At 59.3% G+C, this 22,797-nt stretch carries 22 protein-coding genes, 6 pseudogenes and 1 riboswitch; of the genes and pseudogenes, 11 read left to right on the plus strand and 17 right to left on the minus strand.

All coding sequences use genetic code 11. The features are described 5' to 3' along the window. Nucleotides 1–221: 221 nt before the first annotated feature. Nucleotides 222–1,477 (minus strand): annotated as a pseudogene (locus DLM46_RS28160) (IS256 family transposase). A gap of 117 nt (nt 1,478–1,594) precedes the next feature. Further along, nucleotides 1,595–2,761 (minus strand): annotated as a pseudogene (gene dctA, locus DLM46_RS28165) (C4-dicarboxylate transporter DctA); the annotation flags it as partial. A gap of 98 nt (nt 2,762–2,859) precedes the next feature. On the opposite strand from dctA, the gene DLM46_RS28170 reads away from it, so the two are divergent. Continuing rightward, nucleotides 2,860–3,177: a hypothetical protein gene (locus DLM46_RS28170; RefSeq protein ID WP_115105810.1), complete on the plus strand. Its 318-nt coding sequence runs from the start codon at nt 2,860–2,862 to the stop codon at nt 3,175–3,177. A 167-nt stretch (nt 3,178–3,344) separates the two neighbouring features. Next, nucleotides 3,345–3,605 (plus strand): transcriptional regulator, encoded by a 261-nt coding sequence (locus DLM46_RS28175; protein WP_115105812.1) that lies wholly within the window; start codon nt 3,345–3,347, stop codon nt 3,603–3,605. A 291-nt stretch (nt 3,606–3,896) separates the two neighbouring features. Here DLM46_RS28175 and DLM46_RS28180 read toward each other — a convergent pair. Further along, a pseudogene (locus tag DLM46_RS28180) lies at nt 3,897–4,202 on the minus strand (helix-turn-helix domain-containing protein); the annotation flags it as partial. Nucleotides 4,203–4,517: 315 nt separating this feature from the next. Here DLM46_RS28180 and DLM46_RS28190 point away from each other — a divergent pair. The 5 genes from DLM46_RS28190 to DLM46_RS28215 all read left to right on the plus strand — a co-directional run bounded on the left by DLM46_RS28190 (nt 4,518) and on the right by DLM46_RS28215 (nt 6,942). Then, on the plus strand, nt 4,518–4,805 hold the full coding sequence (locus DLM46_RS28190; protein ID WP_115105817.1) for a DUF1488 family protein: 288 nt from the start codon (nt 4,518–4,520) through the stop codon (nt 4,803–4,805). Between the two features lie 390 nt (nt 4,806–5,195). Further along, complete coding sequence (locus DLM46_RS28200; RefSeq protein WP_115105822.1) at nt 5,196–5,330, plus strand: entericidin A/B family lipoprotein; 135 nt, start codon at nt 5,196–5,198, stop codon at nt 5,328–5,330. Between the two features lie 548 nt (nt 5,331–5,878). Further along, nucleotides 5,879–6,115, plus strand: coding sequence for a hypothetical protein (locus DLM46_RS28205; protein ID WP_115105901.1), 237 nt, complete (start codon nt 5,879–5,881; stop codon nt 6,113–6,115). Nucleotides 6,116–6,250: 135 nt separating this feature from the next. After that, nucleotides 6,251–6,409, plus strand: a complete 159-nt coding sequence (locus tag DLM46_RS39655; RefSeq protein ID WP_165848074.1) for a hypothetical protein — start codon at nt 6,251–6,253, stop codon at nt 6,407–6,409. A gap of 326 nt (nt 6,410–6,735) precedes the next feature. After that, the gene (locus DLM46_RS28215; protein ID WP_115105828.1) at nt 6,736–6,942 is read left to right on the plus strand and encodes a hypothetical protein; all 207 of its coding nucleotides are present in this window, start codon (nt 6,736–6,738) and stop codon (nt 6,940–6,942) included. Nucleotides 6,943–7,762: 820 nt separating this feature from the next. Here the strand turns inward: DLM46_RS28215 and DLM46_RS28225 are convergent. The 7 genes and pseudogenes from DLM46_RS28225 to DLM46_RS28255 all read right to left on the minus strand — a co-directional run. After that, the gene (locus DLM46_RS28225; RefSeq protein ID WP_115105832.1) at nt 7,763–7,969 is read right to left on the minus strand and encodes a hypothetical protein; all 207 of its coding nucleotides are present in this window, start codon (nt 7,967–7,969) and stop codon (nt 7,763–7,765) included. 128 nt (nt 7,970–8,097) lie between these two features. Next, on the minus strand, nt 8,098–8,559 hold the full coding sequence (locus DLM46_RS28230) for a type II toxin-antitoxin system HicB family antitoxin (RefSeq protein WP_244306398.1): 462 nt from the start codon (nt 8,557–8,559) through the stop codon (nt 8,098–8,100). 31 nt (nt 8,560–8,590) lie between these two features. Then, a complete protein-coding gene (locus DLM46_RS28235) occupies nt 8,591–8,863 on the minus strand; it encodes a hypothetical protein (protein WP_115105852.1) in 273 nt (90 codons plus the stop codon). 562 nt (nt 8,864–9,425) lie between these two features. Continuing rightward, a complete protein-coding gene (locus DLM46_RS28240) occupies nt 9,426–10,256 on the minus strand; it encodes a trypsin-like peptidase domain-containing protein (protein ID WP_341868607.1) in 831 nt (276 codons plus the stop codon). Beyond that, nucleotides 10,240–10,473 carry a DUF6723 family protein gene (locus DLM46_RS28245; RefSeq protein ID WP_115105904.1) on the minus strand — a complete coding sequence of 78 codons (234 nt, stop codon included), beginning with the start codon at nt 10,471–10,473 and terminating at the stop codon, nt 10,240–10,242. Before DLM46_RS28245 ends, DLM46_RS28240 begins: the two co-directional genes overlap by 17 nt. A gap of 38 nt (nt 10,474–10,511) precedes the next feature. Continuing rightward, nucleotides 10,512–10,796 carry a hypothetical protein gene (locus DLM46_RS28250; protein ID WP_115105906.1) on the minus strand — a complete coding sequence of 95 codons (285 nt, stop codon included), beginning with the start codon at nt 10,794–10,796 and terminating at the stop codon, nt 10,512–10,514. Nucleotides 10,797–11,137: 341 nt separating this feature from the next. Then, nucleotides 11,138–11,335: pseudogene (locus tag DLM46_RS28255) on the minus strand (tyrosine-type recombinase/integrase); the annotation flags it as partial. A gap of 279 nt (nt 11,336–11,614) precedes the next feature. On the opposite strand from DLM46_RS28255, the gene DLM46_RS28260 reads away from it, so the two are divergent. Then, nucleotides 11,615–13,294, plus strand: coding sequence for an ABC-F family ATP-binding cassette domain-containing protein (locus DLM46_RS28260; protein WP_115105855.1), 1,680 nt, complete (start codon nt 11,615–11,617; stop codon nt 13,292–13,294). A gap of 324 nt (nt 13,295–13,618) precedes the next feature. Here the strand turns inward: DLM46_RS28260 and DLM46_RS28265 are convergent, their stop codons facing one another. From DLM46_RS28265 to DLM46_RS28280, 4 genes are all read right to left on the minus strand, one after another. Beyond that, complete coding sequence (locus DLM46_RS28265) at nt 13,619–14,422, minus strand: hypothetical protein (protein ID WP_115105857.1); 804 nt, start codon at nt 14,420–14,422, stop codon at nt 13,619–13,621. Between the two features lie 60 nt (nt 14,423–14,482). Then, on the minus strand, nt 14,483–15,733 hold the full coding sequence (locus tag DLM46_RS28270; RefSeq protein WP_115105859.1) for an oligosaccharide flippase family protein: 1,251 nt from the start codon (nt 15,731–15,733) through the stop codon (nt 14,483–14,485). A 181-nt stretch (nt 15,734–15,914) separates the two neighbouring features. Then, on the minus strand, nt 15,915–16,781 hold the full coding sequence (locus tag DLM46_RS28275; protein WP_115105862.1) for an NmrA family NAD(P)-binding protein: 867 nt from the start codon (nt 16,779–16,781) through the stop codon (nt 15,915–15,917). Nucleotides 16,782–16,830: 49 nt separating this feature from the next. Further along, on the minus strand, nt 16,831–17,613 hold the full coding sequence (locus DLM46_RS28280) for a serine hydrolase (RefSeq protein ID WP_115105864.1): 783 nt from the start codon (nt 17,611–17,613) through the stop codon (nt 16,831–16,833). Nucleotides 17,614–17,809: 196 nt separating this feature from the next. Between DLM46_RS28280 and DLM46_RS28285 the strand changes: the two genes are divergently transcribed. After that, nucleotides 17,810–18,709 carry a LysR family transcriptional regulator gene (locus DLM46_RS28285; protein ID WP_115105866.1) on the plus strand — a complete coding sequence of 300 codons (900 nt, stop codon included), beginning with the start codon at nt 17,810–17,812 and terminating at the stop codon, nt 18,707–18,709. Between the two features lie 285 nt (nt 18,710–18,994). Here DLM46_RS28285 and DLM46_RS28290 read toward each other — a convergent pair whose 3' ends face one another. The 3 genes and pseudogenes from DLM46_RS28290 to DLM46_RS28300 form a co-directional block, all read right to left on the minus strand. Continuing rightward, on the minus strand, nt 18,995–19,645 hold the full coding sequence (locus tag DLM46_RS28290; protein ID WP_115105869.1) for a hypothetical protein: 651 nt from the start codon (nt 19,643–19,645) through the stop codon (nt 18,995–18,997). A gap of 361 nt (nt 19,646–20,006) precedes the next feature. Next, a pseudogene (locus tag DLM46_RS28295) lies at nt 20,007–20,537 on the minus strand (MmyB family transcriptional regulator); the annotation flags it as partial. Then, complete coding sequence (locus DLM46_RS28300) at nt 20,477–20,977, minus strand: carboxymuconolactone decarboxylase family protein (RefSeq protein WP_115105872.1); 501 nt, start codon at nt 20,975–20,977, stop codon at nt 20,477–20,479. The pseudogene DLM46_RS28295 and the gene DLM46_RS28300, both read right to left, overlap by 61 nt. 404 nt (nt 20,978–21,381) lie before the next feature. Further along, nucleotides 21,382–21,465: riboswitch (ZMP/ZTP riboswitch) on the plus strand. Nucleotides 21,466–21,485: 20 nt separating this feature from the next. Between DLM46_RS28300 and DLM46_RS28305 the strand changes: the two genes are divergently transcribed. Next, nucleotides 21,486–22,118, plus strand: coding sequence for a LysE family translocator (locus tag DLM46_RS28305; protein WP_115105874.1), 633 nt, complete (start codon nt 21,486–21,488; stop codon nt 22,116–22,118). A gap of 219 nt (nt 22,119–22,337) precedes the next feature. Continuing rightward, a pseudogene (locus DLM46_RS41010) lies at nt 22,338–22,487 on the plus strand (Gfo/Idh/MocA family oxidoreductase); the annotation flags it as partial. Nucleotides 22,488–22,797: the final 310 nt, after the last annotated feature.

Here is a 22,797-nt window from a genome sequence, read left to right on the forward strand (position 1 = left end):
ATCGCTATGAGCCGCCACTGAGACAGATACAGTTCTGCCTCGATAGACCGGGCCAACTCGTCGAATGACCGGGTTAGCAATGATTGGCCTGTCGCGCCACACGACCGAGCTAGGCTTGCGTCGTCCCGGAACCGATTTTGTCCAACGACGACAAGACGTCCTCCGGCAAGTGCAGGAGATAAGGTCAAGTCTGGTGTATGGGCAGTTGATGGCCGGCGACGTCAGGCGGCGAGTTTCTGCTGAACCGGTCGATCGTCTTGCACCGGTTCGCCGTCCCTGAAGGCAATGCCCTTCAGCAGCAGCTTGATCTGTTCGGGGCCGTTAATGCGGCGCCAGGTTTTCTCAGCTTCCTCGATCAGCTTGAATGCCAGACCAAGGAAGGTTGGTCGCGACACGCAGTTGCGCGTGCGCGTCGTACGGTGGCGCACCGTCGCGAACGTCGATTCAATCGCATTCGTGGTGCGCAAATGCTGCCAGTGCTCGGCCGGGAAGTCGTAAAACGCCAGCAGGCTTTCCCGGTCCTTCTTCAACGTCTCTGTTGCCTTCGGATATTTCGCCGCGTAGACCGTCACGAAACGGTCAAACGCGGCATACGCGTCGGTGCGCGTGGCGGCCATCCAGATCGCCTGCAGATCTGCTTTGGCTGTGACTTCGGCAGTGCATTCAGGACGTTGCCCATTTTGTGGAACCAGCAGCGCTGGCCTCGCGTCGCAGGAAACACTTCTTCCAATGCGGCCCAGAAACCCATTGCGCCATCGCCGACGGCCAGCAGCGGACCACACTGCAAGCCACGCGACTTCAGATCGAGCAATAACTCCTGCCAGGACGCCTTCGACTCGCGATACCCGTCGCCGATTGCCACACGCTCCTTGCGACCATCCGGCCTCACGCCGATGATCACCAGCAGGCACTGGCCGTCCGAGTGCTCACTACGCAGACCGGTATGAATGCCGTCAACCCACCAATACACGTAGCGGGACTTCGACAGATCACGCTGGCTCCACTTGGCATGCTCGTCGGCCCATTGTGTTTTCAGGCGACTCACCACGTTTGCCGACAAACCTTTGGCATCGTCGCCCAGCAGCACGCTCAGCGCCTCACTCATGTCGCCAGTGGAAATGCCCTTCAGATACAGCCACGGCAGCGCGGCGCTCACACGTGGTGACTTCCTCACATACGGCGGCACGATCGAGGAATTGAACTTCACGCCTGATCCCGAGCGATCGCGCACCTTCGGCACTTTCACCGCAATCGGCCCGGCCGCCGTCAACACCTCGCGTTCCGGCAAATAGCCATTGCGCACCACGGCGCGTTGACCGTGCATGGTCTTGACGTTCGCGAACCGCTCCATCAGTTCTGCCAGCTCCGCTTCAACCGCTTGTTGAATCACTTGCCGCGCCCCTTGACGGACCAATTCGTCCAGGCCGAGACTGACACCCGATAGACCGATGACCTTTTTTTCCGTAAACTTGCTCATGGTGGATGGTTTTGTTGTTCGCTGGTTTCCGACTTCGACAATCAGATTCTCAGCTGAAACCGCCACCGCCTTCAACTTCCCGCCTCAACTCCCTCGTACACCAGTTTCGACTTTAGCTCCGTTGCCGATCAGGTTCGTCACCGCGCGGGCCTCGTTGAGGAAGCGATCAACGCCTAGCAACAGCACTAGTCCAGACACGGGGATTTTATGCATCGAGGCCAGCGTGGCAGCCAGCGCGACGAATCCGGCTCCGGCTACACCCGCGGACCCTTTGGATGTCAGCAGCAACACGCCGAGAAGCAGCAACTGATCCCAGATCGTCAGGTGGATATTCATCGCTTGCGCAACAAACATTGAGGCCATGGTCAGGTAGATCGCCGTACCGTCGGCATTGAAGGTATAGCCCGTAGGCAACACCATCCCGACTACGGGCCGTGAACAACCCAGCTTCTCCATTTTGATAAGCATCTGCGGGAGCACCGCTTCAGTCGAAGCTGTACCGAGCGTGATGAAGATTTCGTCCTTGATGTAGCGGAGATACTTCCACAGCGACAATCTGCTCATCCGCTTCACCAGGCCAAGCACAACGACCACGAAGAAGATCGAGGTCAGGTAAAGGCACAGCATCAGCTGGCCGAACGATGCCAGCGTGCCAATGCCGTACTTCGCGATGGTAAAGGCCATGCCGCCAAAGGCACCGATGGGCGCGACGTACATCACGATTCGCACGACACCGAACATGCCCTGGAGGAACATGTCGAGCATGTCGACGAACGGCGCAGTGCGGGGCCCAAGTCTGGCGAGAGCGATTGCGAGCAGAAGCGAAAAGAAGATGATGGGCAGGATGTCTCCATTCGCAAACGCTCCGACAATGCTGTTCGGAACGATGCTCATGAAGAACTCAAGCATCCCGTGCTGCTGTGCCGCATGGGTATAGGTAGAAATGGACGAACTGTCGATGTGCGCGGGGTCAATGTTCATACCACTGCCCGGCTTGATGACGTTCACGACGACAAGGCCAACCGCGAGAGCAATCGTTGAGGCAATTTCGAAGTAAATGACCGCCTTGACGCCAACGCGACCGGCCTCATGAAGGTCGTTCATGCGCGCAATGCCGACAACAACAGATGCAAAAATGATCGGGGCAAGCAGCATCCGGATCAGTTTGATGAACAGGTCACCGAGTGGTTTAAGTTGAGAACCGATGTCAGGGTAGAAATGTCCGACGAGGACACCGGCAACAATGCCAATCAGAACCTGTACTGCCTGTCGTTGCCACAGCATCCGGTCCCTTTCAAGAGCGGGCACAAGCGCCCTGCTATTACGGCTTTCATGGTTGCAATGGGGCTACACTGAAAGAGCAATCGAAGCAGGAGAAAGCCATGACAAACTCTGACCCTACAAGCACCTTCCGAGGGCTGCCACTTACCGCGGAACAGGACGCGGAAGTAAGACATTACATAAAGGTCCGAACGCAGCGTGGCCTGCCGTGGGATACATCTGAACTAAACGCGATGCTCAAAGACATGCTGCAGCCCCCGGGTGACGGCAACGACGAATTCGATGCCCCGGCAGACGAAACGAAAGCTGCCGCCGAGCGCGCAATGGCGTCGGTTGACGAAGCGATGGAACCCATCGAGGCGAGCGAGGAACGGAATGCGGCCATGGAGTCGGAAAGCATGAAAGGGCCTAAGCGATAGAACGGCAAGCAATAATGACGCTGGCTTCCTGACAGCACCGATACGGTGGCGATTACGACGCGTACCTCATGGGTGCGGTGCGCAGATTTCCACACTTGAGCGGGTGTCGTCGGTCCTCGTAACGATAGGGCTCCACGACGTCTCCGTTGAACACAAGGGGGCCGAACATGCGACTGATCGAACCGGATGAACACAAAGACTTTCTAGCGACCCTGGCGCGCAGTGGTTTGGCAGAAGGCGATTTCGCTCTTCTGGAAACAGATACGACGGACCCGAAAGGTGACGAGAACCTTGGTCTACAGGGCTACGTCACGATAGCCCGGCTATCGACGCAGGTTACGAAGGAATACGTGATCGGCGACGAAAGCGATTGGCTACAACACTTCACGAAAGATCTCGAAGCGGGCGTCTTCAACAGGCCGGAATGAGGGTTCGATTGCTATCGAAGTGCAGGTGAAAGATGACCTGGCCACGCGGGTACTCGGACAAAAGCGGCATATTCAAGCCGCACTAGGTAGAACCGCTTCGTCTCCGGCCCACCGGTTGCGTCTGGCCGGGCTGCGGCCGTCGGCACTGACGGCACTCGACTCGTAGAGGCCGTTTCAGTGATGTCATGGGGCTGCGCAAAGCGGCCACACAGCGGTCATTCGTTTGTCTTTGCTAGCCATCCTGACCCTTGCATGAAATTGAAATTGCGCCGAGACAAGCTCACGCCATCTCTATAGCGCTTTCAAAGCGGGTAACAGCCGGTCGAATTCGCGCTTCACTCCGCCGTAACATTCGCACACACGCTTTTCGAGTCCCGTTCTGTCTAATACCTCGATGGGGTCTTGGCTGTAGCGGATCAGACCAGCTTCCTGCAGTTTCAGTGCGGCCCCGGTTACACCGGATCCGCGCACGCCCAACATATTGGCAATCAGTTTCTGGGTCATTTTCATTTCGTTTGATGAGAGGCGATCGGTGCTGAGCAGCCGACACCTGCTCAACTGGTGGTCAATCGAATGGTGTCGGCTACATACGGCGGTCGCCGTCCGAGCGAATTCTTCGGGGTCGACATGTTTAAACGTTTCGGAAAACTGAACTCCAGGGGGTTCAGGTAAATAAAGACGTCGCTGCCAGCCAAAGGGTATACAGTGGAGACATTGGTCGCCCATGAGCGACCTCCAGCTTCGGGGCACCATCATGCGATCGCAACTCAAACCTGCTTCGGCTGCCATTGGCAGCGAGAGCGAGTACGCCGTCGAACGCAGGATGCGTGCTCATGTACTCGACACAGCGGATGCTCTGAGAGCAGAGAAAAGACGCGTCGCTTACGCCACAATCGACTCCAACGCCAGTAAGTGGCGCTACTCGGCCGTGTGCGCGAAAAGCTGATTGCCGTGCTTCAATTTCCCAACCCCAGCCGTAGCTACGATGCCTCCCGACATTGCGTGTGTTTCTGGGGGTACGACAATTCGCGCGAAATCACCTTCATGGTCGACGACGCCATGCTCAGAAATCTGCAACCTGGCGTTGGATCCGACGAGCGGTCGGTGCTTGGTGCCTTTGACGAGTTACGCGAAAAGGTTCTCGAAATCGCAAAGAAGCAGTATGTCGGCGGTCCGCAGAATCGATATTCGATTTCATGAGCTACAGACCTGTCGCGAGAATACTTCCGGGTCCGCCAATTCCCGGCTTCCTGGAGTGCCCTGCACACCTTAAGGGGGCGACGCCGCTTGGCTTCTGATGGCGATCAGGGGGCATCATCGCCTGTGCTGCATTCAGAGCAAGGTAGCCTGAATCGGCCGTTCGTCCAAACGCCAGCTCAGCAGCAGCGGCCAGGTGCAGCGGTCATTCGTGCCACAGTTCAGGCGGGATTGCGAAGCGAGCGTGGATTCGACGCCGTAGTTGGCCAACGTCTCGCCTACGATCAGACTCGTACGGAGGATCTGCACTGGCCCGGATAGGTGCGCAGCGCCCATACATGTGCCGGCTCGCCCCCGCCTGCCGCCGCCAAAAATCTGTGAAAGGAGGACAACATGACGCGACTCATTGCTCTGTTTCTGATCGCCTGTACCGCTCTCCTCGCGGGCTGCAACACCATTGCGGGTGCGGGCGAAGACATTTCGAAGGGCGGCCAGGCCATCCATAACACGGCCGAGCAAGCCAAATAGCCGACGCTTGAGCTAAGGGGCAGCCGTTCAACATTGTGCTGTACGTCCAGCGCACGTTTGCCAGATAGTGACGAATACTCGCGGTGCCAAGCAACAGACAACAGCCTTGTGCGGGCCGAAAACAGCAGCTCACGTGGCCAAATCGGCGCTCGCGCCACGAGATCACGAGCTCGCTGCGTGCCGGGTGTCAACCTCGCGCTGGAGGAATCCGCCTGCGACGAAGAGGCAGCGCCTTGACGCCATCTCACTGCGCGCGCGTGCGGCGCTTGCCTGGAGTCACCCACTCGGGATCGAAGTCTGATTCCACCGCTCGTCGCGATGAACTGAATTCATCGGATGACATCGGCAAGCGGACGCCATGTTCGGGTTGTGACGCCGGTGGACTTTACCTGCGGCAAACTCAAGAGCCAGATTGTTTCTGACGTGGATCTCGCGCCAGCGGCCACCGCGCGCGATGCGGGCGATGTGCGCCTGAGGGCGATGGCCGAGAAAGACATCCTGCCCATTGATTTGCCCGTCTTGCGGTGGCGCTGGAATTGGAGATATTCATGCAACGAACCGTTAATTATCGCGGATTCGAGATTCACGTGGATCTGCTGCCCACGTCGGCGGACATGTTCGACGTCTGGTTTCGCATTGAAGGACCCATCAAGCCCCCCGGGGTGGTGGCGCTCGGCGAGCGCATCAAGATACGAGGCGGTCCGTTTTCGCGCCGCTGGGCCTACCTTGTTTCGGAGATCGCCGGCCAGGCCGCTGTTGACGTCATCCTTGGACCCGCTGAGTAGCGGCGCACCCGTATCGCACTATGCAACTGCGCGACAAGGTTCGCGCGAAACAAGGAGCGTTGAATGAAGATGGCTCCTGCTATTTCTCTGGTCACCTAAAATATAAGCATGGTTCTGACCTCAAGGGAGGCTGCCATGAGCCAGTCAATGATCAGTTTTGTAGTGGGGATCGTGGTGGTGCTGTGCGTCGCGATATTTGCCGCGATACGGTACGGGCGGGAACACAAAAGCGAGCCGGTTGCCCGTTGGCTGGACACGCATCCGATCCGGGACTGGATGCGCCATAAGCACTGAGTGATTCAACATGATCTTTGGAAGCGCTGGGGCGCGCGCGTGCTATTTCTCTATCGCGCGGTCTGTCGCCTGAAGTAAGGCGAGAACAGATTGAAAAGGATGATATGACGTACGCAATGTGGGGCATCGCGGTCGGGCTGGCGCTGATGTTCGGCGTGTCGCTGCGGCGATACAGACGCAGCCTTCTGCGGAAGCGGGAGATCCGTTGGATGGGTGAACACCATGTATTGGACAGGCTACGCAAGCAATTGGGACTGTCGTTTGAGAAATGACATGCGCTCGGCAGATTGGCAGGTTGCAAAGACTGTTTTTGAGGAGTTGGCGAAATGACCATGAATTACGCAGGCAGGTCGCACGATGAAGCCGTGGCAGCGCGGCACGGGCAGAAGCAGAAGGCGCAGGAACAGGCAGGCGGCGAAATGGCGATAGAGGGGACGGAGGCCGACGCGGAGCATAGTTGCGGCGAGCTCTCCGAGCGGGGAAAGCAGGTATGGCGAAGTGGAAGCGGAATCAACGGTGGCGGAAAGGAGTGATAGGGTCTCGGTGATCTGATGCGATGAGGGCGGAAATTCACTTCGCCCGCCATCCCATCGTTAGCAGGCCCCATTCCACTACTCCAACCCGTCTACGCCGTCTTGTGAGGCGTCACCGCAGCACCCTGCTACATTAGGTATGTCTGCGAATGCTGCACCATGATGAAGCGGGAGTTCGAGCGCCTGTTGCCGGATTTGACGACGCTGCGACCGAGACGTAAACGCGTCGAGGTTCATCCCGGTGACCGTCGGGCGGTGACCTTGCCTGATATCAATGCACGCTCGACTTCATCGAATACGTTAAGCAGTCGGGTTACACGCCTGGTTCCATCGGGAAGCAGACTCTGCTGCGGCGATAGCGACGAAACGCGACGCCGCCAGTACGCTAGCGCGAGGGGATTTCCGTGCACAAGTAACGGAATGATCCGTTCGAGATGCGTCAGGTCTCGTTCGAATTGGTCGCTCGACATCGGGATCCTTGCAGAGTTGATTTGGTGTCACGGATCGAGTCTGTACCGGCCGGGCTGACATATCTGCGCGCTACCGTACAGGGTGTGGGGCGCCCCGAACTTGTCACACGAGCCGCGGAAGGCTTCACGCGTGCGGCTTCACGTCGAATCCATGCTGCCTCGCCTGGATCGCGGTATGGCACCGTGCCCGTTCTTCTAATACCTGTGCCAGCGGATCTGACGTCCGAGCTCCCATTCGGGCCCTCGTGCCGGGACAATGCCACGCCACAGAAAAAAACCGACGCTTCGCCGGTTCTTCCGCTTCCGCCGTCTCAGGGCGGAACAATATCTTCCTTATGAGTCACCGACGTTCAAGGTCGCATAAAGCCGCTTCCAGCACCCAGCCATTTTCTTGCGTGCCTGACCCATTGCTTCGGCGCTCTGTTTTGAGTCGCTTCGACGATTGGCTTTTCATTTTCCGGAGCCACCGCCATGCCATCATCCGTTGCGTTCGCTGCGGCCTCTCTCTTTCTCCTGCTTTCTGCCAGTTCTTCGGCATTTACCTGGTCATCGATCATGATGCACTCCTACTGTGGAAAAAACTGGTTCGCCAACAGACGGTTGGCGCCACCCTCGATAGTCGGGACGACGCGACACATCGTAAGTTCGGGTTTGATTCCTGATGCCCGTCGTAGCGCGAGCGATGTCATCCGTCCACGAACACCCACCGGGAAACCGGCGTACAGGACAATTGCCCTTCGTCTCGGGTCTCAAGTTCGTGTACGGCAGCCAGCGTAATGAACGTGGCGCGCGTCAAGCGACGTTCTTTTGCTGCAGCATCGACTCGCTGAAGCAGACTCTCGGGCAGACTGAATTGAACGCCCACGGTTTTCGAGGTAACCCGCGCCAGATTGATCTCGATGAACATCCAGATCCCACGGCCATCGTCCATGTCGAGCGATTGCAATTCCGACGTACTGCAGGTGGGAGCGGGTATGAGTTGCTCGCTGCGGTCGTACATCAATTCGACGACCTCCTGCGCATTGCGTTTCAGTTCATCGAACGAATGGCCACGCGCAGCGGCTCGGGGAAAATCGGGAAAACTGGCACGAAAGCCGGTATCGCCGTCGCGGTGCACATAAAGCGGATATTGCATGACCTGCTCCACTCGCGCTGTGGACTGACTGGCATTCGGCGTGTCAGAGTCCGGTCGCCTCAACCTTGCCATCAATAATGTCTTTGCCGTATTGCATCGCGAGCTCGATGGCGTCGTCCGCGGTGGTGGGACTTACCGTGTCGAACAACGTTGCATAGCGCCGGGCCTTGACCTCGCTGGACGGAATGGTGTCGATTCGCACGATCGATGAGAACTGCCTCGGACCTTTGGCATACGGGTCACGATGCAGCGGGAATACCTGATGAGAGTACGCACGTAGCTCGTACCCTCTGTATTCGATGGTGGGGATGGTCATGATGGTGCGCGCTCCTTAAGCGCTACTGACCGTCATGGAATCATGCCTGTCCGGATGCGAAAAAAGGGCGGCCAGGTACATCGGGATCACTTCACCATGCGCTCAAACCCGTCGAAAAGCAAACTAAATCGTGACGGGACGAAGAGGGAACCTGGCGTCTAGCCGGCTTCCCCGCGACGACCTGCTCACGCAGGGCATCGTTTTCGTGCTTGCACGCGAGCCGCGCATCGCTATCGTCCACGCAATGTCAGGTACTGCGGCACCCGGCGTCCGAGTGCCGGCCGCGAGCTTGACGGTTTCCCGCTTCATGCCCTAAGCCCGCATCACCGAACCGATTGCAGAGCGCATCGCGTTAAAGGCAGCGTCCGCGGGAAAAGGGGCTGCCCGAGGTTGGCTGCAATCTACGTCCAGATGGCGTTCTATTGGCTATGCAGGTCTTCACCTGTATGTGTCACAGCTACGTTTCTGCGCGGGTCAAACGCCACGTCGCCGGATTTTATCGTGTCCGGCGCAAAGAAGACGATAGTGAGGAATGCAGTGCATTTCACCACGCCATGGGTCGTCAGCGTTCAGTGAGCTTCAACAGAATGTCTGCATACCACGCGCAGTTCAGGCCAAGCGCCTCGTCATGCTCAGTGTCGCGCGCACCGATATCGTAGCGCGTCGAACGGACGCCGAGCAGCGTCCAGTGCAGTCCGTCATCGTGCGTATTCAACTGTCCGCTGTCTGCGATGACAACAGGGGCTCCGCTGGTTCCCCGATGCGTTCGCGCGTCGGTCAGAAATTGCCCTTTTCCCTGGAATCTCAAGCCGAACGAAGACGCGACAACAGCATGCCGAACCACCGGCAGATGGTGAAGCGAATCATGAAAGCCAAGCGGATACCCCACCACGAGAAGCGGGCTGCCAATCTCAACGGCCTCGTCCAGGTCCGGCAGGTGCGCCTGGGTAAAGGTCCGATAAGCCATCGTATCCGGCAACGCCGATTCCTGCAGCTCGACAGCAGCCACATCGATCGCACCGCCTGCATCGCAGCCTTGTCGCCAGACGGCTCGCCGGTCGACATAAAGCGGGACTGAAAACCAGGTGGAAGCACCGAGGTTCGCCGGATCGGTGTGCAGTTCGATTTCGATTCTGGCCGGGTAATGGCCGCTCTGCTCGTCAATAAGGACGTGCCGGCTCGTCACGAAGAGTAGCCGCTTCTCGCGGGCAAAAGAGATAAGCCGCTCGCGCTCGTCAGCATCGCATCCTGCGAGAACGTGTGCACGCGGGTAGCTGTTAACAGTAGTGAATCCATGGCCCTTGCCTACCCGTTTGGCCGCACGTCGATGCGGCCCGATAGCCGTACGCGGCGGCGCTCGACGGTGGGCCGTCAGATTACTCTGGAACCGCAATATCGCCGTTCACGAGTTTCCAGCCGTAGACCTCGGCGAAGTTCTTCGCGCTCTGTGGATCCTCGCATAGGGGCATGTCTGCGCAGCCGCGAAACGGATAGATAACCCGCTTGTCGGAAAGACGGATCACCTTCAACGTCGGGACAACGCCACCCATCGTCCGACGAAACGATGCGGCGACCTCATAGTTCTCCGCCTCAAGCTTATATTGCTGCATTCGTGTCTCCTCGTCGATTGCACGGTCTTGCGGCCCGCTCATAGATCGCGCACCGACTGCCCGTCGACCTGCCCATCAATTAGGCGCTCCGCATAGTCGCTCGACGCCTTGCGCGCCTTGCCCGCCTCGCCAAACGGCGCACGATGTGGAACCCGAAATACGCGGCTGGCCGTCAGTGTGTCGTTGGTGCCTCGGCGGCATATCCTGACAGCAGCGTCGAAGCCAGCGCCGTGGTCGTATGATCCAACGGCACCCCGAGGAATGTGGGGATAGACGAGGGGATAAATCTCCAACCCTCTGTAAGTTCTGACGTACTCGCTCATGATGTAGTCCAAAGGTGTGGGCCATGACGAGAAGTAGCCGGGAACCGCCCAGCGCGTGGCAAATGGGCGATTGCCGCAAACGAAATGGCGATGCACAGCGCGCCGCACAGGTCGGGATGGAGCAACTATCGCGGCGGCGCAGCTAGCGGAATCGGCGTCCGGAGACGGAATATCGCTTCCTCTGGAAAGGGGAGAAAGCTAACCAGGCAGTAGACGGGAATCGGGTGCCGCCCGTGAACGCGAACTCCGATGGACGACAGGCATGAGAGAAGACTGGAAGCGATGCAATCAGTGTATCACCCGGCACTGTAGTGCGCCGCTCCTTTATCAAGCGTCAGACCATCGCACACACGGAGATTGACGAGATCGCAGCCGCGCAACTTGCTATCGATTGCGACGTTGAACAGCGCCAGATCGCGAACCGAATGGGCATTCTGGAGATGAATCCGTATTGCCCAGATTTCTTTCGGCTTCAGCGGTGGCTTTTGCCCGATTAACTTGCCTTTGTTCCAAGGCTCCCGAGTTTGCTTGGTTTCCATGGCGGACTCCAATTGATTGATCGGAGTCTGATTTTGTTCTGGCCGCGGAGGACCGCCTCCCCCTGTGTGCACGTCGGATGCGTGCTACAGGCCAGGAACCGTCACTCACCGTCTGTTCGCTGGCCCCGCAGCCGAAACGCCCGGTGCGCCAGTGCCCGCCTCGCTTTGTGGCCGAGGGCGCCGCAAAGCGCAAGCGACTCTTCACTCGTGCGGCCAGAAAAGAGACAGCCCTGTACGTCCGGTCGGCTATCATGCCTATCCTCTCCGAAGTAGCTCCTTATGATTTCCGTCCGTAATGTCACGCTGCGCCGCGGCGTCAATGTCGTACTCGACCGCGCCTCCGTCACCTTCACCCCCGGCGAAAGGATTGGCCTTGTCGGCCGCAATGGCGCCGGCAAGTCATCCTTCTTCGGCCTTCTCAACGGCACGCTGCACGAAGACGGCGGCGAGTTCTCGATTCCCGCTGCATGGAAGATGGGCCAGGTCGCGCAGGAGATGCCGGAGACCGAGCAGAGTGCGACCGACTTCGTAATCGAGGGTGACACCGTACTGCTGGCTGCGCAGACTGAAGTAGCCGCCGCTGAGGCCAGCGACGATGGCATGCGCATGGCGCACGCCTACATGGCCCTGCACGACGCCGGTGCACATGATGCCCCCGCACGTGCCCAAGCGCTGATCCTGGGCCTTGGCTTTGGTGCTGCGCAGCTTAGCCAGCCGGTCAACAGTTTCTCCGGCGGCTGGCGCATGCGACTGCAACTGGCGCGCGCGCTCATGTGCCCGTCCGACTTGCTGTTGCTCGACGAGCCGACCAATCACCTCGACCTCGACGCGCTGGTCTGGCTGGAAGCGTGGCTCAAGCGCTATCAAGGAACCTTGGTAGTGATCAGCCACGATCGCGAATTCCTCGACGCGGTGACGCAGGTGACGGTGCACGTCGACAACGCCAAGCTCGTGCGTTATGGCGGCAACTACAGCAAGTTCGAAGACATGCGCGCTGAGCAACTGGTGTTGCAGCAGGCCGCGATGGCCAGGCAGGCGGACAAGATCGCCCACCTGCAGAAATTCATCGACCGTTTCAAGGCCAAGGCCTCGAAGGCGAAGCAGGCGCAGAGCCGGGTCAAGGCACTCGAACGCATGGAGAAGATCGCACCAGTGCTTGCCGACGCAGAGTTCAACTTCGAGTTCAAGGAGCCGCTCAACGTCCCGAACCCGCTGTTGTCGATGCTGGACGCGAGCTTCGGCTACGCGGCGCCGACCGGCGCACCGCCGGGCACGCCGCCGACGGTCATCGTGCGGGGCATCAACCGATCCGTGCTGGCCGGGCAGCGCATCGGCATTCTCGGCGCCAACGGCCAAGGCAAGTCCACTCTGGTGAAGACGGTGGCGCACGAGCTGGCGCCGATTGCCGGCGAAATCAGCGAAGGCAAAGGCCTGAACATCGGCTACTTCGCACAGCAGGAACTCGACGTGCTGCGTCCTCTCGACACGCCGATGGAACACATGATCAGCCTTGCCAAGGACACGCCGGCGCACATGCGTGCCCCCGGCCAGAGTGGCACCGAACAATCGCTTCGCACCTTCCTCGGCACCTTCAACTTCAGTGGCGACATGGTCCATCAGGCGGTCAGCACGATGAGCGGCGGCGAAAAGGCGCGGCTCGTGTTGTGCATGATCGTGTGGCAGCGCCCCAACCTGCTGCTGCTCGACGAGCCTACCAACCACCTGGACCTGGCCACACGCGAAGCGCTAGGCATGGCACTCAACGAATTCGAAGGCACAGTGATGCTGGTCAGTCACGACCGTTCCCTGCTGCGCACGGTATGTGACGAGTTCTGGCTCGTCACCAAGGGTGGCGTCGAGCCCTTCGACGGCGATCTGGACGATTACCAGCAGTTCCTGCGCGACGAAGCCCGTCGCATGCGCGAGCAGGCTGCCGGGGAGCAGAAGGTCATCGCCTGAGTTAAACCCCCTGGCAGTTCCAGTTTGGAAGCTGCCATAGCGCTCGCATCGAGTCGAAGGGCCGCTTAAGGTCGGGAGTGTGAGCGCACTAATGCAGGATGCTGCCACCGGGTTGCTCGATGCCGCCATCGTCAGCAATCTGCCACATTGCTGACGTAGAACCCAGCTCATCCCAATGACGGCTATGGCCGACAACGCACCGAACAGGATCTACGCACGGCGGTCCGTTATCTGGGCGCAGCCGCCGCTCGAATGTTCGCTTTGACCGGCGGGCCACCATCCGTATATGGCCACTACGTAAAGCGAGCGACTATGTACGCCGAGTCAGCGAGGCACTCCGACAATTGCCCGATAAGTCCTTTTCACAATAGGCAAAAGCGGTTTTGGGGTCAGCCTTACGGCGAATTCTTTTATCAGGGATATCGCTCGCGGCTCAGGAAACATATTGCTTGGCACCCATACGCTATCGAACTGGAACAGCAGTTCAGGATAGTCAATATAGCGTTTGTCAATATTCAATTTTTCTATCAGATCGTCTCTAACAAAAATCAGGTTTCCTGTATGGCAAACAAGCGTATAGCCCTTCTTCTCCGCCACACGACAGGTGGCAGAAAATGTGTTCCCTTTGGTTTTTTCGCTGTGCCTCCACACCACCCCAGGCGGCACACTCGAGTTTATTTCAATAATGACGATTTTTGGCGTGTAGTTTTTCAAAGATTCCCATACGTCGCAATCGTATGAATCTATGTCGATTGAGAGCAGTGTAAATTCAGCCGGAATCTCAGTTTTACCGAGGATGGAATCAAGCGAAAGCTCATCGGCCGAAAATCGCGCCACAAAAGCGTTGACCGGTATTATTTTTGGGTACTTCCCGGCTGTAGTCAGGAGGTCGTTGTATCTTTCCCTATCACCCTCGATATAAATGGCGTTCCAGCCTCGCTCCACAAGCTGGAACGTATTGCTTAAATGTATCCCGTCCCACGCACCAAACTCCACACACCAGTTGTCGGCATCAGCGCTTACATTCAAGCGTCTGTTTATTTCAGCGACTACGCCGTCCTCGCCATTCTGTGAGTGGACATTGGACTGGTACCTGTTGAAAGGCAGTTCATTGGAGCTTGGCGTCATTTCTATTCCTTCCACTGCATTTGACCGATGCGAGGAGCCGCATACTGTGCAGAATCCGCGTCATAGCACCACCCTCGTCGTTCGGTAGGCCATCCACGCCGCAGCGGAACTCAGTCCCAACGTCAGCGCCCACGCGATGCCCGTCACGCCCCAGAAGTGGGTCGCCGGCGGCACGCAAACGAGCAGCACGACGACGTCGATCGCCGACGCCTGCGTTGTCGCCTTCGCGTCGCCGACCGCGCGCAGATACGACACGAGTACCGCGATCAGCGCACCAATCGCCATGTTGATAACGAAGATCTTGAAGAGCGGCACGGCGGGCAGCCACGCCGGTCCGAGGACGAGCGAGAACAGCATTGGCGCGGCGAGCCGCAGCACGACCACCACCACCGCAAGACCCAGTGCGATCACACCGATAGAGCGCTTGAACAGACGCGCAGAGGCTTGCGGATCGGCACGATGACGCGCGGCGAACGTCGGGAACAGATACTGGGACATGGCGATCGCCGCATCGGCGAGCAGCATCTGTGCAAGCCGCGACGACATCTGATACGCGCCCAGTTGCGCCGGTCCCAACAGTTTGCCGACCATCACCTTGTCGAACTGGTTGAGCACCAGATTGACGACGCTTCCCGCCCAGATCCAGCGGCTGAAGTTGATGTAATGACCAATGCCCGACCAGCGCAGACGAATCGGCGGCCGCGGTTTCATCGTGGCCCACGTAAGCGTGGTCTTCAGTGATTCGCCGACAATCATCCCGATCAGCAACGAATAGGCGCCTGCGCCGGAGAGCGCTAACGTGAGGCCGATGCAGCAATCGAGGAATGCCGCCGACACCTCGATACATGCCACATGCTGAAAGCGCCGCTCGCGCTGCATGACGTAATACGACGGCGACGCAATACCGCGCAATAGCGGCAGGAGCGCCCCGAGTTGCAACAGCAGCAGCGCACCGCCCAGATGGAACTGGTTGTTCATCAATGGCGCGATCGCGACCAGCACTGCGCCGACCAGCACGCCGCGGGTGGCGAGCGTCGTCCAGACGGAGCCGAGTTCATCACGCGTCGGCGCAACCGGGCCTTGGATGACCGCCTGCGACAGACCGGTATCCGACAGCGCTTCGCCGATCGCAACCGCGAACAATGCGACGCTCACGCTGCCGATCGCCTCCGGCCCGAGAATTCGGCCGATCATGAGAAATTTCACCGCCACGAGGCCGCGCAACAGCACCTGCTGCAACAGCACCCACGTCGCAGCGCTGGAGCTCAGCCCCCCTCTGACCGAGAACGCAGGTAGTCTCAACGTCCGCAATCTTTGTCCCCTTTTTTCGCTTTGCGTCGTAATAAGCGCGTCGCTCCATCGAAGGCCACGCATCCGTCCCTCAAGGTAACCCGCGGCGTTCGCCTGCGGACGCCAACTGCCAGGCAGATTCGGCCCACATGTGGCCGACGACGACCTGTGCTGCGCGCGCACGTCACCGGCTGCGCCCGCGTTAGGCCGCCTGCGAGACGAGGCCTCGCAGAACGGTTTCCAGTTCCACTTCGCCCTTGACGATGTCGGCTTCCTCGCCTTCGAAGGCGATCCAGCCTTCATTGAACCCGTCGAGCATGCGCATACGCGGCAACGGTTCCTTCATGCCTTGGGACCGGAACAGCGCGCTCCATGTTTCGCGCGCCACCACCTCCGCTCGCACCGGACGACCGAGCACCTGGGCAAATGCCTCGGCCAGATCGTTCGGGCTCACACGTCGCGGCCCCTCCAGCTCGACGACACGCGCGCCGCGCCACGTTTGTTGGAGCAGTTGTGCGGCAACGCGACCAACGTCCGCGGTCGCGACCATCGGCACAGCCTTGTTGAGCGGCTGCAGAAAGCTGCGGATCATCCCATTGTCCCGAGCCGGCGCAACGTCCCATGCGGCGTTTTCCATGAACCAGCCGGGACGCAGGAATGTCACGGGCATCGGTAAATCGCGAAGCGCCTGCTCCAGCAGCGTACGTTGCATGAGCAGATTGGTCTCGGTGGCCTGCGCGCCGATCGTCGACAGGCAAACAACCTTGGCTGATGCCGCCGACTGAAGCGCCCCGCGTACGGCGTCAATGACAGCACGTGCCTCGGGAAAGCCCGGCGACGGGTCGAACTCGGACGGCGGCAGAATAAAGACGCCTTGCGTGCCCTCGAAAGCAGCGGCAAGGGACGCCGCGTCGTCCATGTCCGCTGTCACCACTTCACACCCGCGCTCAGCCCACGAACGTGCCCGAGCGACATCGCGTACCACCGCACTTACCGGCTGGCCCGCTGCGAGCAACGTGCGCGCCACCGCACCGCCGACCTTTCCTGTTATCCCTGTGATTGCATACATTGCAGTTTCTCCTTGCGTAGATAGATGCGTTCCGATCGCTGGCCGTTGCTCAGGCGTGCTGCAAGCCGTGATACAGCCCCTGCTCGAACTGTCCGTACAGATCCACCACACGAGGGTCGTAGAACGGCAGGATCTGCGTGAACAGCGTGCCGGCCACCTTCCTGACCGGATCAACCCAGAAATAGCTGTTCAGCAGTCCCGCCCAACTGATGCTGCCCGCGCTGCGGCCATGCGGACCCGGCCGTGTGTTGATGTCGAAAGAGAACCCCCACTTGTGAGGCGTTCCGGGAAATTGGTCGAAGCTGTTCGACCACGCCGGCTGCGCCGTCTTCATTTCGGTTACCTGAAGATCTCCGATCTGATTCTGGAAGATCGTCGCAACGGTGTCGGCACGCAGGACCCGCTCGCCGCGGTACGTCCCACCGTTCACGAGCATCTGCAGGAACGCCATGTAATCGCGCGGCGTGCTGAATGCACCGCCGCCACCCATCAAGAACTCGGGCCGCTGGTTGATCTCGAACGGAGCGGGCTTGAGCGATCCGTCGGGTTGCCGGTTGTGCATTGTTGCCACTCGCCGCTTCTGCGCACCGCTGATCAGAAATCCCGAATTGCTCATGCCGAGCGGCATGAAAATGTGCTCCCGGAAGTAGACCTCCAGTGACTGATCGGTCACCGCCTCAACAAGCTTGCCCACCCGGTCCGTGCTTTCCAGTTGTACGAGCTCTGCGCGCACCTGCGCACGAGTGACAGTCGAGCTGGATTCCTGAGCGTATCCAGCGACGGGAAAGGCGATGGCTGCCGCGATGGCAAGTGCGAGACGGCGGGTATTCATGGCGATGCTCCTTTGGGTCGTTGAGGTTGAACCTCCTGTTGGGATGCATTGTGGGTAAACACGACAAGAAACTAAATGACACGAATGACACTTGTAAAATGACTGACAGTTACTAATGAGTCGAAGCCGTCCCGCGTGCTATGTTGGCGTTCGACTGAACGTCTTCTGACCATTAAATGACCGGGAAGCAGCGCCAATGAGATCGTCCAGCGAGAATCTCTCTAGCGGTATCAGCGTATTTGCTGCCGTCGTCGATGCGGGGACGTTCGCTGCCGCCTCCGAAGTGATGGGTATGTCGCCACCTGGGGTGAGCCGGGCAATCGCTCGACTCGAAAGGCGGCTAAAAATACGGCTCTTCAATCGGACGACCCGCGCCGTTTCCCTGACTGAAGAGGGCCGACGGTTCTACGAGCAGGTCATGCCGCACTTAAGGGGAATGGAGGAAGCGGCGGCAGCCGCGACAGTGCGCGGGAAGCTGCGAATCAATCTTGACCCGGTTTTTTCGCGAATCATCCTGGGCCCGAAGCTCGACGAATTCATGGATGCGCATCCTGAGCTTGAACTCGAGTTCATGGCGAGAGATCAGCTCGGTGACCTCATCATGGACGGCTTCGATCTGGCCTTGCGATTCGGCGAACCTCGCTCATCCAGTCTGATTGCGCGCAAGCTCCTTGACACCGCGATTGTCACTGTCGCCTCGCCCTTGTACCTCGCTCGCCGAGGGCGGCCAGCGGAGCCACAAGAGCTGGGGCGCGGGGTGCACAGGTGCCTCGAATTCCGGAACCCGGAAACCGGAAAGCCGTATCCGTGGGAGTTTCATCGCAAGCGCAAAAAGCTTGTTGTCGAAACGAATGGACGGCTTACGGTGAATGATCCGAGCGCACTCCTCAACGCGTGTCTGGCTGGCTCCGGCGTCGCGCAGATGCTTCTGCTCGGAGCCGAGCACCTGATCCGGGAGGGACAGCTCATTAATCTGTTCCCAGACTGGCCGGATGAGCGCTTCCCGCTCTATGCGTACCATCCATCCCGGCACCACATGCCGGCCAAGACAAGAGTGTTTCTTGACTTTATCGTCGCTCTGACGAGTACGCGTTAGCAAGTTGAAATAGGCCGGTTGTCGCGATGCCGTGCGAATCTGGAACGATGCTGACGTCGACTGTCGCGAGTCGAACTTGAATCCGCGGTCTGGCACGCCGCAGTTCGAGAGTCAGCCCCGCCCGGGATTCGTCCGCGCATCCGACTGACAGATAGCACGTCTGTTACCTGGCGGCAGGCCGACTTTCGTATAGATATAGTTCGATCGGCTATTCGTGTTGTTCGACGCCTGCCCTTGTCTACTGCCGCGTGAGCGCACGACGATGCGTGATCCAGCTACGTCACCCTACTGAAACGCATTTCCGAGCGTCGCTGTCAGGCTATTCCGCCCGGGTACCCCGGCTCGCGTGAGTTCCAGGTTGACGAAGATTCCTGGACCTTGTGGACTATTGACGACGTGGTCGCGGATGAGCAGCGGCACGATCTGTTGATCCATCGCCTGCGCGTTACTCACGTCGCTGCCTCCACTCACCCACGGCCCGTCGTACTCCATTTGTGGCTCCTCGGGTACGATCCCGTACTCGGCGGATACGACCTTTCCGGTCTTGAGGCTCGACGACGCGGCGTATTGCAGTCCGGAAGGATTGCAGTAAGAGGACATCCATCCTTCCTCGATCGGCTCCTCGGTATACCGAACGCGCGTGATCACCAGGAAGTCGTGAAGGGCGTCGAGCGTCATGTTCCGAATCACCTGCAGATCGATCAGGATGACCTGCCGGCCGTTGGTGTAGTAGACGAAGCGCATCGCTGTGGGGCCAAACTCCACGGTGCTCACGTTGTAGCCGCCTTCAACCGGCGTGAAGGTATTCTGACGCTGGCCGACGAGCACCAGGTACCGCTCGCGCAGTAAGGAGAGCATGCGAATGATCTCGTCCAACGTAAGCGCGTGAAAGCACGGTAACGCTGCCACTTGAGCGGGAAGCCTGAGCTTGGCCATGGGTCGCCTCCTTGTAAAGGGTTGCTGAATCCGGATCACGACGTCAACCTCGCGTATTCGGCCTGAGCGCAGCGCCCACGGTGTCAGCGTCGCGACCGACGGTGCCGACGATGGATTCCGGTCAGGACAAAGTGATGCGGCTGACGCAGCGAGGATGATCTGCGACCAACGTTGCCCAAGCGTTCCCCAAGGCGGTTCAGCGCACACGCGGAGGTGCACATAACCAGACCAGTGCAATGCCGGCGAGGGCAATGCCGGCCATGACCGACATTCCGGTGTAGGTGGGGGTGTAGCAAGCTGCGCGCGAATTTCTATCATTCGCCTCGCAGTCATAGGGCACATCGGAACATCCGCCAGCGGGTCAGTGATGTTTCTGATGTACCGCGAGCAACTGCCGGTGGCGTGCTTCGGTTTCGTCATCGGCGGGGAACATGCATTCCAGGCGTAGTTCCTGCGCCACGACGTTCTGCGGTGCGCCCACAGTCGTGACCATCGAGAAATATCGAAGCACGACTCCCTCGCTGACGAAACCCAGCGGAATGACGGGCATCGTGGGCGCGGCGGGCGGCCCCTGATGCGTGTTCCAGTCGCGCGGCACGTCTGGATAGGCAAGCAACTCGTCGAGCAGACGCCTGGTGCCGGCATCGACCATGTGACCGACCGATTCTCGATATACGCGCTGCAGCAAGCTTCGCGAGACCGTGTCCCAATCGGCCACGAATGGGCGCATGCCCTGTGGATCGAAGATCAGATGCAGCATGTTGCGCGGACCTTCGCGCGAGGCCATGTCGATGAAACAGTCGAAGAAGCGCGGCGCGGCCTCGTTGGTCATCAGAACGTTCCAGTGGCGATCCATGACGATCGCCGGAAACGGCTCATGCTGGCGAACGGTATCTGCTCGGCGCTGAACCCCGCTTCGAGGAAGCGTCTCTGGTCCGATTCGGCCAGGCGGCCGCGCTTTTCTATCAGCGTGCGCGCCAATGCCGATAGTGCGGCCAGTCCGGCGTCATCAGGCAAGATGCCGTGCCGGATCGCGTCGACGTCGGCGGGATGCACGCCCTCCTTCAACGCGAGCGCCGTGTGAAACGCGACCGGCCATTCGCTGGCGTTCGCGACTGCGTTGGTCAGCAACAACGTTTGAATCTGCGGCTCGGTCAGGCTGCTCGCATGCACGCGCTGGAACAGGCCGATGAACCCGTTGATCAGCACCGGTGAAGCGGCCATCTTGGCGGCGATGTTCGGGATCAGGCCGAACGCCTGTAGAAGTTGCTGGAGCACGGGCTTCGATTGCGCGGGAGCAGATTCGATCGTGTGAACGGGATAGCTGGACATGGTATCGCCTTGGCGGTGAGCGCTACCGGAATGGTGGCGCGACAGCCGAAGAGTAGCGGCGCTCGTTCCTTGCGCCAATTACATCCCATGTAATCATCGCGCGGCGAAGCACGGCGGGCGTCGCGTGGATGCGTCGTGCAAGACGACCCGGAATCCAGCCGCGTCTTGCCCTTCTCTATCGTGCGCTGATGGCCTGGCCAAATGACGGGTGTCGAACGCTGATCCGACGTCGAAACGAGTGCGACATGAATTGCGCCAGAGGCCGCTTCTGGCCCGCCCCCTGCGTGATGCGGTCGACCCTGGCCGGCCCGGAGCCGCCGCTCAAATTCCGCAACAGCGGGCTCTTACGAAGCGTCCCTCAACCGCATCTTCTATCGCATAAATTTTTTCCCGTGCAATAATCTTCGTTCTCATGTGACTGGCGCATACAGATAGGGCACTATCGGGGAGCATGAGGTCTTTAGCCGCCGCGCGCCTGGGCATTACCTACTATCTTTGGAGAGGGGTTATGCCTGATTTTGCAAATCTGTTCATGTTCGGTCTTGTAGCGTTGGGAATGGTTTTAACGCCTGGACCAAACATGATCTATCTGATTTCCCGTTCAATTTGCCAAGGTAAACGCGCAGGCCTCATTTCGTTGGGAGGCGTTGCTCTGGGCTTTGTGTTCTACATGCTCTGCGCGGCATTCGGAATTACGGCTTTCGTATTTGCGGTACCTTACGCATACGACACGCTTCGCTTTGGCGGGGCTTTATACCTTCTATATCTTGCCTGGCAAGCGGTTAAGCCTGGGGGACGGTCTGCGTTCGCAGTGCGCGACCTACCGGTCGATACCCCTAGAAAGCTCTTTAGCATGGGGTTTATCACTAACCTGGCGAATCCGAAAATCGCCGTCATGTATCTGTCTCTGCTTCCCCAATTTATTACGCCGGGACATGGCAGCGTTCTCACCCAGTCGCTGGCGCTCGGTAGCGTTCAGATTTCAATCAGCCTCGCTGTGAATGCGATTATCGCCATGATGGCCGGATCGATATCTGCCTTTCTGTCTGGACGCCCGCTGTGGCTATTGGTGCAACGTTGGTTGATGGGGAGCGTTTTGACAGGTCTGGCGGTGCGCATGGCGTGTGAATCCAGGAAATAGTGGCACTTTGCCGATACCTTGGTGGAGCTGACGCACAGTTCATCGGGTTCCGACGGGAACATTGCGCCCCAACGTGCCGCGCCCGCGGCACAGATTCGACAAGTGCTCATCCTCAGGCGGTTCGTTCAACCCGTTCCGGCATCCATCGGAATCGTCACTGACGCAGCGGGCTGACGCCGGTATCGGAGGAGCACGCTTTCCGCAAAACCGGTCTACTTCTTTCTCGAACGCTACATGCGTGCTTACGAAGCGGAATGGGCCGCTTTCGTCCAAGCCGTCAAGGATGAGGCTGCCATGCCGGTCACCCTCCAGGACGGCATCGCGGCACTCGCCTGCGCCGAGGCCGCGACGCGCTCCGCGCGAACCGGGGAAACCGCGACGATCACGCAGAACATGCTCACGGCACGTAAACCTCGATGCCGGACAGAGGAAAGGTCTCGCAGACTGCAGGTTGCCGGTCGTCCCACATGCTGGTGCTGACAATGGCAGTCGCTTCCATGACGATCTCCCTTCAGGTGAAGGGAGTGCCAGTCTGCGCCGACCACCGGGAGCGATAACCGGTAGAGTCGAGATGTGGCGCGGTAGCGGTAGGTTCGGTTTGTCTGTTGCCGCCCCTTTCGTCTGGCGGTGCCCGAGTAACCTCACCCTAACCCCGTTTCCACACCCCGCTCATCGAACC

Origin of the sequence: Paraburkholderia lacunae, from assembly GCF_003353175.1 — a bacterium.
In the GTDB taxonomy this organism is placed as follows: domain Bacteria; phylum Pseudomonadota; class Gammaproteobacteria; order Burkholderiales; family Burkholderiaceae; genus Paraburkholderia; species Paraburkholderia lacunae.